The following is a 13782-nucleotide window of genomic DNA, read 5'->3' on the forward strand; positions in this document are numbered from 1 at the left end:
ACGCCGAGCAAAAAACCGGGACTGGAAAGCACTGCCCCTGTCTTGATCGAACGATACACCTACGCTCTGTACGACGCGTTGCCCGACGCCACACGCCCGCATGGCGTTACCGATCAATGGCTTGTGCTGACCCAGCAGACGTTGCATGAACAAACCAGCGAGGGAGAACGCTTACTGCACAGCACCGACAAGGACATCTACAAGGACAAAAATTCGCCCTATCTGTATGGTCGCCAGGCCTACGAAGAACAAACGTTCTACCCAGTCGACGCGCCTGCGGGCACCTTGCGCAACCTGCTCAAGCAACTGACCACCCGCACGGATTGGTCTTACCTGCCACGCGATGCAAGAAAGCCGTACGCCGATTACGGCGTCACCGAGACGATCAAAGGTTTCGAGCTTAGCGAACGCAAACAGACGCGCTACCTGTCCGCAGTGTCCGGCGCTGTCAGCTCGAGCGAAGATCTGCATCACACGCAGACGATCTACGAATATGACGGCCTGAACCGCCCGACGAAGGCAACCGTGGCCCCCACGGGCAACACGGCCGTGCGCAGCTATGACTACCATTTTGCACAAACTGCCGGCGCAGGCTTGACCCAGACCACCACGGACGCCAAGGGCGTGGTCATTCGCACGGTGTTCAATGGCGCCAACCAGGTCGTGGAACAATGGCGCGAAACCAGCGACCCAGAAAACCCGACGCGACGTCTACCCCAGTTGCAAACCTACCGGGCGAGTTACAACGCACTGGGCCAACGGATTGAGGAAACCTCCTTCGACCATGGCGATGGCTTTGAAGGGCAGCAGTTGTCACTGACCACTCTGTTCGACTACGGCCCCTGGGGTGAACTGACAAAAACTACCTACACTGACGAGACTTGCCAGCACAGTGCTTACCTCCCGCTGAGCAAGGTCGATGACAACGATCGTTTCCTTTACGACTACACCGCAACCTGGCAGACCAGCCCAGACGCCCCCGACTTACGGCTCAATCACCAGGTCAGTCAGGAAAACCTGTTCAACAAACCCGTTCAGGTGAAGTACCTGGGGCCAGCCAAGGAAGCGCTCGATCGTTACGATTTCTTCTATGACGGCATTGGCCGCTGCACGCGCGAGGAGAGCCGGGTACGTGAACCCGACGCGGCCAGCAAGGCCGAGTTGCTGCGCACCACACGCTTTGAATATGACGCCTATAACCGTATCACCAGAACCGTACGGCCGAACCAGACCGCCCTGAGCCGCAAGTTTGCCGCCCATGCCGCCGAGGAGTTGACCGAGGAACTGCGCCTGCACGCCGCAGGCGACAAGCAAGGTACGGTAGTCTGCCAGCGCGAATACGACGACCTCAGTCGCCTGAAAAGCCTGGTGGCTGGGCCGCGCAGCGAGCGTTACACTTACGGCGATAAAGATGATCAGATGGTGCCTTCCCGGCGCACGACCAGACTGCGGACATTTGACTACGAGTACTTGCTGGACCTGACCAGCACGCCAAGCGCCGTCACTGCGGGTGGGAAGCGCAGCGCATTCAAATTCGATCCCACCAGTGCTGCACTCAACAACGCCGTCAACGATCAAGGCAAACGCAAGTACGACTACACCGACCAGGGCTACCTGCTCCGCGAGGAATGGGCGGACGACCAGACGACGGACACCTACCACCGCGATTATCGCAATTCGCTGCAAGGCCGCACCTTCGCGCTGGACGACAGCAATGGCATGCAGACGCGCCACGGCTATGACCGTCACGGACGCCTGGCATGGACTACCCAGGGCCGACTGCGCGCCGATTTCACCTACGACAACAACGGCCGCGTGCAATTTACCTGTACGCGCGACCTTGACAGCGACTACAAGCTGCAGTGCGAGCAGCAGTATGACAGCCGCGGCCGGGAAGAAACTCGAATTCTAACGCTGTTCAAGAGCGAAACACCCGGCGAACTGAAGATCCTCAAGCAACACTGGCGTGACGACGGCGTGCTGCACAGCCGGTCCCTCTGGCGTGAGGACCAGCGACTGCTGCTGGAGACGTTTAGCTATGACGAGCTGGACCGGCTTATCGGCTATGTCTGCGAAAGCGAAACGGGTGACTACCCACGCAATGCCAAAGGCAGCCAGATCACGCAACAGTCCTATATTTATGACGATGTCGACAACCTGATCTACAGCCGTACCGACTTCGCTGACGGCACTGCGGACAAGGCGCACTTCATCTGTGAAGGGTTCCAGCTGAAGAACGCCACCCATTCCCATGCCGACTACCTGCCTTCGATGGATTTCGCCTACGACGATGATGGCCACATGCTCAACGATGAGTGGGGGCACAGGCTGCGTTATGACGAATCTGGCCGCTTGCAGGAAGTGCGTAGCCAGGACGACAAGCAATTGCTGCTGACCTACCGCTACGATGGCCATGGCCACCTGATCGGCGTGAAAGCGACCGACGAGGATGAAGTGCTGCGGCGCTATCAGGGCAACCGGCTGGTCTGTACCCGGGCAGGTGCAACCGACCTCTATTACCTGCACGATGGCGAGCGCCCACTGGGCCTGCAACACGGCAAGGCACCTGCCTCGCCGCGCCTGTTCTGGACCAACATGACGAACAGCGTGATCGCCGAGAGTGCACAGGGCGACCTGGAGAATGCCCAGTACACCGCTTTTGGCGAAACCCCGGAGTCGCTTGCATTGACCGGGCTGCTGGCCTTCAACGGTGAAGCCCGCGAACGGGCGATGGGCTGGTACCTGCTGGGCCGCGGTTATCGGGCCTACAACCCTGGCCTGATGCGCTTCCACAGCCCTGATGGGCTTGATCCGGAAGACGTCGGCATCAACCCGTACCTGTACTGCAACGGCAACCCGGTCATGTGGCGTGACCCTACCGGGCATGCCGCCAGCCCCATGGCGCCTCCCGATCAATCGGCAAGCAAGCGCAAAAAGCCGAGCAAGACAGCTGCCTGGATCACGCTTGGTGTGTCAGTAGCCTTCGCCATCATTGCCGTTGCCTCTTTCGGGGTATTCGCGGTCGGGGCAGCCGCCACAGTGAATGCAGGGATCGCCCTGAGCGCTAAAACCACCGCGTGGCTGGTGGTGGGAACTGCCGGCTCTGTCACGACGATCGGTGGCCTGGGTACTCAGGTTGCAGGGGTGCTGGAGGACGATCCGGAAAAGAGCACATTACTGACGGCAATTGGTGGTGGGCTGGCGAACTTAGGGTCTTTGATGGCGGGTGTGGCTGCGTTTAATGGCGCCGCTAGCTTGACCAGAGATATTGTCAAGTTCGCATCAGATAATCCCGCAAACTACCTTATTGTAAAGTTCGTAAATGGGCTCGGCTTTGGCCGATATAAGGCAATGGCAATGAAAGGAATGGCAGCGGACGCGCCAGGGGCAACTGGCCCTCAAGGACCACCTGGTCAGCCTGGAGCACCAGGGGTACCTGGTCAACCTGGAGCACCAGGGGTACCTGGTCAACCTGGAGCACCAGGGGTACCTGGTCAGCCTGGAGTCCCTGGGGAGCGAGGGGCCAGAGGAAGAAGTGGCGTCGTCGACTACAACGCTATCAATACGCAAATCCACAACGAAGTGCGAAAGCAATTGGCCTCACAAAATCCAACGGAAACACCAAACAACGACCCCCAAGGCAGTGGAAGATTCCCCAAGGCACACTTGGAATGGAGCATAAGTGGAGGGAGATTTAATCCAGGTTTGGCCTCGCACATGTACACCGAGAAATAAAGTTCCATAGCCCAATTACTCTCGCTGCCCGGCGAGAGTAATTGGTTGCCATGTTACCCTTCCCAACACCTCTTACCTATCGAGATATCGTACAAGCCTCCAGATATCTCCTACATCCCCTCCTCCATCTTCTCCTTAATCTCACGCGCTCACCGCTCATATCCCCGGCCCTCCCGGCCCCGGCCTTGAGCCAACACCTGCGCGCGGTGGCCCGCCACCCAGTAGATAATCGAGAATCCCTATGTGTCCTCTCCCCCGGCGCTGGCGGGGCATCACGCCCTTGCTCGCCCTCGGTGGCAGCTACCTGGCAGCGCCTGCCTGCCTGGCACTGGCCAACGAGCCCCCGCTGCAATTCCAATCCGGCTTCCTGCACCAGTCCAGCGGCCACGCCGCCGGCAGCGCCGCCCCTGCCCTGCGCGCGCTGGCAAACGAGCAACGCCTGGCCCCCGGGCGTTATCGCGTGGAGGTCCGCGTCAACCTGGCCCCCGCTGGCGAACACGACATCGAATTCCTGCAACGCAAAGGCCAGCCAACACTGAGCCCGTGCCTGGCGCCGAGCCTGCTGTTCAGCCTGGGGTTGCGCGAGCGCAGCCTGGCCGAACCGGCAATGGCCAAGGCACCGTGCATTGACCTGCCCGCCCTGGTGGAGGGCGCCCAGGTGGAGTTCGATTCGAGCCGCCTGCGACTGGACCTGTCCATTCCACAGGCCGCGCTGCAGCGGGACAAGGCCGGCAGTGTCGCCCCGGACCAGTGGGAGCGCGGCATCGATGCCGCATTCGTCAATTACCAGGCTTCGGCCATGCACAGCAGCCAGCGCGACGGGCGCAGCCGTAGCCAGCACGACCTGCTGCTCAACAGCGGCCTTAACCTGGCCGGCTGGCGTCTGCGCAGCAGCCAGAGCCTGCGCGAGGATGGCCAGGGGCATCAGCGCTGGCGCCACAGCAATACCTACGCCCAGACCGACCTGCCCGCCGCCTGGGGCACGCTAACCCTGGGCGAGACCTTCAGCAATGGCGAGGTGTTTCGCAGCCAGCCCATCAAAGGCCTGCAACTGGCCTCCGACCTCGGCATGCTGCCCGACACCCTGCAAAGCTATGCCCCGGTGATCCGCGGCGTGGCCCAGAGCCGTGCCAAGCTCGAGGTGCTGCAGAACGGCTTCCCCATCTACAGCACCTACGTCGCCGCCGGCCCCTATGAAATCGACGACCTTAGTGTCGGTGGCGGCAGCGGCGAACTGGAAGTGGTGTTGACCGAGGCCGATGGCCAGGTACGCCGCTTCACCCAACCCTATTCGACCCTGAGCAACCTGCTGCGCGACGGCATCTGGCGCTACAACCTCGCAGCCGGGCGCTACAACAGCGCCAACGGTGACGAAACGCCCCAGCTGCTGCAGGGCACCTTGGCGCGCGGCATCGGCTGGAGCAGCACGCTCTATGGCGGCGTACTGACCAGCGACGATTACCGCGCCAATGCCCTGGGGCTGGGCAAGGACTTTGGCGCGGCCGGCGCATTGTCGTTCGATGTCACCCATGCCCGTAGCGACCTGGGCGCGGCACTTGGCCAGGTCAGCGGCAACAGTTACGCCGCCCGTTATGGCAAGGCATTCCCTACCCGAACCCACCTGCGTTTTGCCGGCTATCGCTACTCCACCGAGGGCTTTCGCGACTTTGACGAAGCCGTGGCGCAACGGCAAAACGACGACCACTGGCAAGGCAGCCGGCGCAGCCGCCTGGAAGCCTCGATCTACCAGCAAGTAGGCCGCAGCAGCTCGCTCAGCTTCAACCTGAGCCAGGATGACTACTGGCAAAGCCAGCGTCAGCGCCGTCAATACCAGTTCTACTTCAGCACCCATCACAAAGGTATCAGCTACAGCCTGTTCGCCTCGCAGTCGCTGAACAAGACCCACGAAAACGACCGCATGCTCGGCCTCAGTGTGTCCTTCCCCCTGGATTTCGGCCTGGGCAGCAGCGTCACCCTCGACGCCCAGCAACAGGCAGGGCGATTCAGTCAGCGCGCCAGCCTCAGCGGCGGCGCATTGGACAACCGCCTCAATTATCGGGCGGCTGTGGCCCACGATGGCCAGCAGAACAAGAGCGCCGAGCTATCGGCCGGCTACCTGACCGCACACGCCAACTTCGGTGCCGGCTATTTTGAAGGCAACGAGCACCGCAGCCTGTCGGTCAACGCCAGCGGCTCTGCATTGGCGCACCGTGATGGCCTGGTGTTCAGCCCCAGTTTCGGCGAGACCAACGCGTTGGTCCATGTGCCCGACACCCCCGGCGTGGGCATGGAAAACGCAACCGCAGCACGCACCAACGCGAAGGGTTATGCCCTGGCACCGCACCTGCAGCCCTATCGGGTCAACCGCCTGACACTCACCACCGACCAGCTCGAACCGGACGTGGAAATCGACAACGGCACGGCCCAGGCGATACCGCGACGAGGCGCGATCGTGCAGCGCACGTTCACCGCACGTCGCGTTGCGCGGCTGGTACTGACCCTGCTGAACACCGATGGCAAGCCATTGCCTTTCGGCACCCAGGTCAAGGACACCCAGGGCAAGACGCTGGCGGTGGTGGGACAAGGCGGTCAGGCGTTGGTGGCTACCGATGCAACCAGCCAAGTGCTGAGCGTGCGATGGGGCGAGCAACCGGCCGAGCAATGCCAGTTGCCGATCAAGCCTGCCGCCATGCGTCAGCAGCAGGGCTTCTACCTGCAAACCCTGACCTGCCCCGCCACTGAGGCCTGACGGCTCAATCCTGCCCAACAACGGAACCTATACATGCGACCTCAACGATACCTGCCAAGCCTGTTGGCCTTGGGCCTGGCCCTTGGCGTACAGCTCATCAGCCCATCGCAGGCCCATGCCATTACAGGCTGTACCTGGCAAGGGGCGAGCGGCCCGGTGAGCCACAGTGTCAACCTAGGCGATTTCTGGGTGCCCAGGGACGCCGCGGTCGGCACTATCATCGGCTCCCGCGACCGCCTGGTCAGCAAAGACCCTTTGAACCGCGAAATCCGCTGCGACAACGACGGCATCGGCGTACTGACGTTCCAGATGGCCGCCACCTTACCCGTGCATGGGGCACCGCTGCCGCCGATCAACGGCTGGGACGTCACTGGCAAAGTAATGGAAACCGGCATTCATGGGGTCGGCCTGTACATCCGCCTCAACCACCCTTACACCGGTGCCAACAACGGCTTTCGCCCCGTCGACGATGTGGCCATTCCCTATGAAGGGCGCAATACGGTAAACATCTCGCCAACACCGCTGCTGGTAAACGACTTGAATGCCAATTACTACCTGATCAAGACCGGCCCCATACCGGCAGGCCACACCCGATTCAACACGCAAGCGGCAACAGGCACCATCACCGACCTGGGTTCGGCACTGCGATTGAGCGTGGGGGCAGGGGTGAACCAGGCGCAATGCACCCTGAAGGCCGATGCGGTGAGCGACAACCCCGTTCTTTTGGGCAGCCACGATGCAGCCATCTTCACCAAGCCCGGTGATACCTCGCCGCCGGTCAACTTCCATATCACGCTGAGCGACTGCGAAGATGACCCGGCGGGCAGCGTGGCGCGCGCGCACATTCGCCTCGAAGGTGCACTGGGTTCAACTGTGATCGACCCCAGCCTGGGGCTGTTCAGCCTCAGCGACAGCACTCCGGCACCCGGCATTGCCATCCAGCTACTGCGCAGTGACAGCTCACCCATGACCCTTGAGCAGGACGAGCCGGTAACTTGGCTGACTATTGGCAACACCCGCCTGGACTTCAAGGCTCGTTACTACCAGATTGGCCCAAAGGTGTCGGCAGGGACTGCCAGCGGGGCACTGAATTTCACCATCAGCTACCGCTGATGCCCCTTGCCACGGGCGCAGGACGCGCCCGCTGAGGCCTGGAAAAGCCAAACGACGAAAACGCAAAAAGGAACCCTAAGGTCCCTTTTTGCGTTACATGTTTGGAGCGGGAAACGAGACTCGAACTCGCGACCCCGACCTTGGCAAGGTCGTGCTCTACCAACTGAGCTATTCCCGCAATTTGAAGCTTTACCGCTAATCGGCGTGAAGCGCCTTGACGACCCTCACCACCACTGCACCGTGCGAACGCCACAGTATTTAAACTGGAGCGGGAAACGAGACTCGAACTCGCGACCCCGACCTTGGCAAGGTCGTGCTCTACCAACTGAGCTATTCCCGCATTTGGCGTCCCCTAGGGGACTCGAACCCCTGTTACCGCCGTGAAAGGGCGGTGTCCTAGGCCACTAGACGAAGGGGACACACAACACTTTTCAGTGCACCAGCACCCGAACCTCACGATTCAGACTGGATTTTTATTTCCTGCCCCGCCGTTAAGCGTTGCCGGAGAATTTGGAGCGGGAAACGAGACTCGAACTCGCGACCCCGACCTTGGCAAGGTCGTGCTCTACCAACTGAGCTATTCCCGCAATTTGGCGTCCCCTAGGGGACTCGAACCCCTGTTACCGCCGTGAAAGGGCGGTGTCCTAGGCCACTAGACGAAGGGGACACGCTGCTGGCATTGCTGCCTGCTTTCACTCCCTGCCGCGTTTCGCTGTGTGCTTTACGCTGCAAGTGGCGCGCATTCTATGGATGCTTCGAAGGGTCGTCAACCCCTTTGTAGAAATTTATTTAAATCAATGACTTCGGCTCATATGGGAGGCGCCGCCAGGCGACGCCGAAGGATTGGCGTTGATTTCCTGACGCAGTCGTCGCAAAGTGCCATCACTTGAGGAAAGCGGCAATCGGCCGACAAAGTGCAGCAAGGTGCCACGTCGGTCCCTTCGCGGGTAGCGGCCGCTACCACTACACTCTATTAAGCAAAACTTATTGATGAGGCGTTAACGGTGACACCACTTCTGATCACTCTACTCATCGTGGCCGGTATCGCGTTGCTGATCGTGATCGGCTACCTCAACAACGTGGTCGAAAACAGTAAGCTCGAACGCGCGCGGCTGAAAGTCGAACTCGCCGACCGGGTACGCCGTTGTGGCGAAATCACCGAGACCTTCCCGGGCCAGTTCATGACCCCGGCCCTCAAACTGTTGCTGGCGCGCCTGGAGCTGAACCTCAACCAGCGGCAACTGGCGCTGGACAAGAACAGCGCCCAACTCAAGGCGCGCATCGCCGAACTTCAGGGGCTGATCGCTCAGGGCGAACGCATTCCGGTGAACAACCCGCCCTCCCCGATCCATACCGAGGCCAAGGCCAAGGATGTGCGCTTCCTGCTCGAAGCGCTGCATACCCAGGTCGTCAAGGGCAGCCAGGAAAACGTGTTGCAGACCAGCGAAGCCAAGCAGTGGGTCAAGGAGATCCGCCACATTCTGGTGCTGCTTCACATCGAGTTCTTCAACAACCTCGGCCAGCAGGCTCTGCAGCAGGAGCAGCCCGGCCAGGCGCGACTGGCCTTCGAGCGCGGCGTGCAGTACCTGCGCAAGCAGCCGGAGCCGAAGATGTATGAAGAGCAGCTTACCTATCTGGAGAAACTGCTGGCGCGGGCCAATGCCCAGGTGCTGGACAAGATGGAGCCGGCGGAAGGGGAGCAGAACGAACTGACCGAGGGCCTCAAGACCGATGAGGACGAGACCTGGAAGAAGCGGGTGATCTACGATTGAGTTTTTAGCCTGTACCGGCCTCTTCGCGGCTAAAGCCGCTCCCACAGGGTTTGCACCAGGCCTGAGGGCAGTGCACTACCTGTGGGAGCGGCTTCAGCCGCGAAGAGGCCGGTACAAGCGACACAACATCTAGCAGTCGGTCAGCTCCAGAAAGATCGCCGCCAACCTTTCCAGCCCCGCCTGATCCGCCTCACTGAAACGCGCCAGTTTCGGGCTGTCCAGGTCGAGCACACCAATCAATCGCCCTTCTTTGACCAGCGGAATCACCAACTCGCTGTTGGACGCACTGTCGCAGGCGATATGCCCCGGGAACGCGTGGACATCCTCGACCCGCTGGGTCTCCCGCGTGGCCGCTGCCGCGCCACACACGCCTTTACTGAACGGAATGCGCACACAGGCCACCTGGCCTTGGAACGGGCCGAGCACCAGCTCTTCGTTGCGGTTGAGGTAGAACCCCGCCCAGTTCAGGTCGTCGACCTGGTTATAGAGAAACGCCGAAAACTGCGCGGCATTGGCGATGAAGTCGCGCTCGTCGGCGAACAGCGCCTGTACTTGCGCCGCCAGCAGGTTATAGCCGTCGAGGCCGGTGCCACTGGCATTGAGGTCGATCATGTTTACTTTTGCTCCAGCAATTGCAGCCCGACCCAGTAGCGGGCGAACTGATAGGCACAACGGCCATTACGATTGCCGCGACCGGTTGCCCAGCGCACGGCGAGAATTTCCAGGGCTTCGTCACGCTGCCAGGCCAGGCCTGCAGGGCGGGCCAACTGGCCGATCCAGTGTTCGACCACGTCGAGGAAGTGTTCCTGGGTGAACGGGTAGAACGACAGCCACAGGCCGAAACGGTCGGACAGGGCGATCTTGTCCTCCACCGCCTCGTTAGGGTGCAGTTCGCCGTCGACCCTCTTCCAGTTTTCGTTGTCGCTCTGCTTTTCCGGCACCAGGTGGCGGCGGTTGGAGGTGGCGTACAGCAGCACGTTGTCCGGGGCCTGCTCGAGCGAGCCGTCAAGCACGCTTTTCAGCACCCGGTAGTCGCCCTCCCCGGCTTCGAACGACAGGTCATCGCAGAACAGGATGAAGCGTTGCGGCAGCTTCTGCAGCTGCTCGACGACGCGTGGCAGCTCGGCCAGGTGGTCGCGCTCGATTTCGATCAGCCGCAGCCCGGCGCCCGCGTGCTCGGCCAGCAGGGCGCGTACCAGCGACGACTTGCCGGTGCCGCGCGAGCCCCACAATAAAGCGTGGTTGGCCGGCATGCCACTGATGAACTGGTGGGTGTTGCGGCCCAGCTGGTCACGCTGTTTGTCAACGCCGATCAGGTCAGTCAGGCGAATGTCCAGGCTGACGTCCAGCGGCATCAGGTAGCCCGTGCGGCCATCGCGCTGCCAGCGCGCAGCCAGGGTGGTGTTCCAGTCGATGTGCGGGCGCGGCGCCGGCAGCAGGGGTTCGAGACGCGCCAGCACCGATTCGGCGCGCTCCAGGAAAGCATTCAAGCGAGCGTCCATGACGACTCCTAGCAAGACAGGTGAGATTTAAAGCTGAATGTGTGACAGGCCCGCCAGCAGCCGGGGCTGATCGGCTATGCTTGCGCAGCGCAAGGGATGTGAAACCGGCTCGGGACTCATGGATATCAAGTTCACCAATCGCCTGTCATACAAGCAAGCCCGGTTGACAGTCCTGGTCGGCTTCATCCTGGGAACATTGCTCAGTCTCATCCAGATCGGCATCGATTATGCCAGCGAAGACGCATCCATCAACCGCGAAGTGCGGGCGTTGCTGCAAATCAGCCACAATCCGGCATCGCGCATCGCCTACAACATCGATTCGGAGCTGGCACTGGAGCTCACCCGCGGCCTGCTGCAATCGCCAGCGGTCATCCGGGCGCGGCTGATCGACAACAACGAAACGGTGCTGGCCGATGTTGAACGGCCACCGGTTGAGGACCACTACCGGCCGCTGAGCGACTTTCTGTTCGGCGAGAAGCGCCAGTTCAAGGAACGCCTGTACCTGACCCATATGCCCGAGGAATACCTCGGCACCCTGTATCTGGACGTCGACACTTACACCTTTGGAAGGCGCTTCCTCGACCGCGCCGGGGTTACCCTGCTCAATGGCTTCGCCCGCAGCCTGGTGCTCACCGGCATCCTCCTGGCGCTGTTCTACATGATGCTGACCAAGCCGCTGGTGACGGTGATCGGCGCCCTCACCGGCCGCGACCCGCGCCAGCCCGGGCAAACTCGGGTGGACTGCCCGCCCGGCCACGAGCTCGACGAGATCGGCGTACTGGTCAAAGTCGCCAACCAGCAGTTCGTCAGCATGGCCACCGAGATCCAGCAGCGGCGCACCGCGGAAAACCGCCTGACCCAGTACCTCAACGAGCTGGAAGACATCGTCTCGGCCCGTACCGAGGAGCTCAAGGCCAGCAACAGCCGCCTCAGCCAGTCCAATCAGGAGCTGGAAGAGGCGCGCCAGCGCGCCCTCGACATGGCCCAGGCGCGCGCGGCCTTCCTGGCCAACATGAGCCATGAGATCCGCACCCCGCTCAACGGCATGCTCGGCATGATCGCCCTGGCCCTGGACAGCCCGTTGGCCGGCGAACAGCGCCAGCAGCTGTCGATCGCCCACGACTCGGGCAAGGTGCTGGTGGAACTGCTCAACGATATCCTCGACCTGTCCAAGTTCGATGCCGGGCAGCTGGAGCTGGAGCGCATTCCTTTCGACATGGGCGCCATGGTCGAGGACACCGCCAACTTGCTGTCGCAGAATGCCGCACAGAACGTGGAACTGACCTGCCTGATCGCTGGCGACTTCCCGAGCTCGGTGCTGGGCGACCCCACGCGGGTGCGCCAGGTGGTCAGCAACCTGCTGTCCAACGCCCTCAAGTTCACCCGCTTCGGCCGTGTCGACGTGCGCCTGGTGCGCATTATTGGCGGTGTACGTCTCGAAGTGCGCGACACCGGCATCGGCATCCCCGAGGACGCCCAGGCGCGCATCTTCCAGCCATTCACCCAAGCCGGCGCGGGCATTACCCGCCAATACGGCGGCACCGGGCTGGGCCTGGCCCTGACCCGTAACCTGTGCAAGGCCATGCAGGGCCACTTGCACATCCAGTCCGAGCCGGGTTTTGGCAGCCGCTTCAGCGCCGAGCTACCCCTGACCGCCCATACCGAAGCCATCGCTGCGGCGCCCTTGCAAGGCAAGGTCGTTGCCCTGAGTGATGCGGGCAGTGGCCTGAGCGAACTGTTGCAAAACCTGCTGCCCGGCTGGGGGCTCGATTACCAGCGGCACGACAGCCCTGCTGCATTCGACGGCAACCTCGACTTGCTGATCACCGACGACCTGGAGCACCTGTTCCAGCTGCGCCCGGCACTCAAGGTCCCGATCCTGCTGGTGACCGCCTATGGCAACTTCCTGCCCAGCGAGCAATCAGCGCAACTGGCGCCGCTGCACCAGCTGGCCCGGCCGCTGGCGCGCAATGCCCTGTACCAGACGCTGCGCCGCACCTTGCAGGGCCATGCTCCGGAGCACCCACTGGCCACCCCGCCGCTCACCACCGCCGACGGCCGCGCACGCATTTTGCTGGTGGAGGACAACCCGGTGAACCAGCTGGTGGCCAAGGGCATGCTGGCCAAGCTCGGCTGCCAGGTGCAAGTCGCCACCCAGGGCGTCGAGGCCTTGGAATGGCTGGAACGAGAAAGCTTCGACATGGTGCTGATGGACTGCAACATGCCGGTGATGGACGGCTATGAAGCCAGCCGGCGCATTCGCCAGAGCGGGCGCTGGCCGGAACTGCCGATCGTCGCCCTGACCGCCAACGCCATGCCCGAAGAGCGTGAGCGCTGCCGCGCGGCAGGCATGAGCGACTACCTGGCCAAGCCGTTCCGCCGCGAGGAGCTACTGGCGCTGATCGACCACTGGGTGCCGCTCAGCGGCTGAGCAGGCGCTCGATGTCGGCTTCCAGTGCTTGCGGCTTGGTGCTCGGCGCATAGCGGGTGACCTTGCCGCTGGCCGGGTCGACCAGGAACTTGGTGAAGTTCCACTTGATCTTCTGCGTGCCGAACAGGCCCGGCGCGCTTTGCTTGAGTGCGGCGAACAGTGGATGGGCGCCAGGGCCATTGACCTCGACCTTGCGGAACAGCGGGAAACTCACGCCAAAATTGGCTTCGCAGAACTGCGCGATTTCCCGTGCATCCCCTGGCTCTTGCTTACCGAACTGGTTGCAAGGAAAGCCCAGCACCACCAGGCCGCGCGCGCGGTAGTCACGCCACAGCTGCTCCAGGCCCTTGTACTGCGGGGTGAAGCCGCACTGGCTGGCGGTGTTGACCACCAGCAGCGCCTTGCCGGCAAAGTCGCCGAGCGTCTTCTGCTCGCCGCCCAGGGTCACGCAGGGGATGTCCAGCATCGATCCGGCCATTT

8 protein-coding genes and 5 tRNA genes are annotated in these 13782 nt (G+C 62.1%); 5 read left to right on the plus strand and 8 right to left on the minus strand.

What is annotated here, in order from left to right:
• Nucleotides 1–42: 42 nt before the first annotated feature.
• The 3 genes from APH28_RS09595 (at nucleotide 43) to APH28_RS09605 (ending at nucleotide 7597) form a co-directional block, all read left to right on the plus strand.
• Nucleotides 43–3735 carry an RHS repeat-associated core domain-containing protein gene (locus tag APH28_RS09595; protein WP_218186518.1) on the plus strand — a complete coding sequence of 1231 codons (3693 nt, stop codon included), beginning with the start codon at nucleotides 43–45 and terminating at the stop codon, nucleotides 3733–3735.
• Between the two features lie 241 nt (nucleotides 3736–3976).
• Nucleotides 3977–6484 (plus strand): fimbria/pilus outer membrane usher protein, encoded by a 2508-nt coding sequence (locus APH28_RS09600; RefSeq protein ID WP_060508790.1) that lies wholly within the window; start codon nucleotides 3977–3979, stop codon nucleotides 6482–6484.
• A 33-nt stretch (nucleotides 6485–6517) separates the two neighbouring features.
• On the plus strand, nucleotides 6518–7597 hold the full coding sequence (locus APH28_RS09605) for a fimbrial protein (RefSeq protein WP_060508792.1): 1080 nt from the start codon (nucleotides 6518–6520) through the stop codon (nucleotides 7595–7597).
• 102 nt (nucleotides 7598–7699) lie between these two features.
• Here APH28_RS09605 and APH28_RS09610 read toward each other — a convergent pair.
• The 5 genes from APH28_RS09610 to APH28_RS09630 form a co-directional block, all read right to left on the minus strand.
• A tRNA-Gly gene (locus APH28_RS09610) sits at nucleotides 7700–7775 on the minus strand.
• A gap of 86 nt (nucleotides 7776–7861) precedes the next feature.
• Nucleotides 7862–7937, minus strand: a tRNA-Gly gene (locus APH28_RS09615).
• 3 nt (nucleotides 7938–7940) lie between these two features.
• Nucleotides 7941–8016 (minus strand) — tRNA-Glu (locus APH28_RS09620).
• Nucleotides 8017–8108: 92 nt separating this feature from the next.
• Nucleotides 8109–8184 (minus strand) — tRNA-Gly (locus tag APH28_RS09625).
• 4 nt (nucleotides 8185–8188) lie between these two features.
• Nucleotides 8189–8264 (minus strand) — tRNA-Glu (locus APH28_RS09630).
• 337 nt (nucleotides 8265–8601) lie between these two features.
• Between APH28_RS09630 and APH28_RS09635 the strand changes: the two genes are divergently transcribed.
• Nucleotides 8602–9369, plus strand: a complete 768-nt coding sequence (locus APH28_RS09635; RefSeq protein ID WP_060508794.1) for a hypothetical protein — start codon at nucleotides 8602–8604, stop codon at nucleotides 9367–9369.
• 129 nt (nucleotides 9370–9498) lie between these two features.
• Here APH28_RS09635 and APH28_RS09640 read toward each other — a convergent pair whose 3' ends face one another.
• Complete coding sequence (locus APH28_RS09640) at nucleotides 9499–9981, minus strand: GAF domain-containing protein (protein WP_060508796.1); 483 nt, start codon at nucleotides 9979–9981, stop codon at nucleotides 9499–9501.
• Nucleotides 9982–9983: 2 nt separating this feature from the next.
• Nucleotides 9984–10871: an ATP-binding protein gene (locus APH28_RS09645; protein ID WP_060508798.1), complete on the minus strand. Its 888-nt coding sequence runs from the start codon at nucleotides 10869–10871 to the stop codon at nucleotides 9984–9986.
• A gap of 76 nt (nucleotides 10872–10947) precedes the next feature.
• Between APH28_RS09645 and APH28_RS09650 the strand changes: the two genes are divergently transcribed.
• Complete coding sequence (locus APH28_RS09650) at nucleotides 10948–13302, plus strand: response regulator (protein WP_060508800.1); 2355 nt, start codon at nucleotides 10948–10950, stop codon at nucleotides 13300–13302.
• On the opposite strand, the gene APH28_RS09655 is transcribed toward APH28_RS09650, so the two are convergent.
• A complete protein-coding gene (locus APH28_RS09655; protein ID WP_060508802.1) occupies nucleotides 13292–13780 on the minus strand; it encodes a glutathione peroxidase in 489 nt (162 codons plus the stop codon). The genes APH28_RS09650 and APH28_RS09655 overlap by 11 nt on opposite strands.
• Nucleotides 13781–13782 lie beyond the last annotated feature (2 nt).

This window comes from Pseudomonas sp. NBRC 111124, assembly GCF_001320245.1.
Lineage (GTDB): Bacteria > Pseudomonadota > Gammaproteobacteria > Pseudomonadales > Pseudomonadaceae > Aquipseudomonas.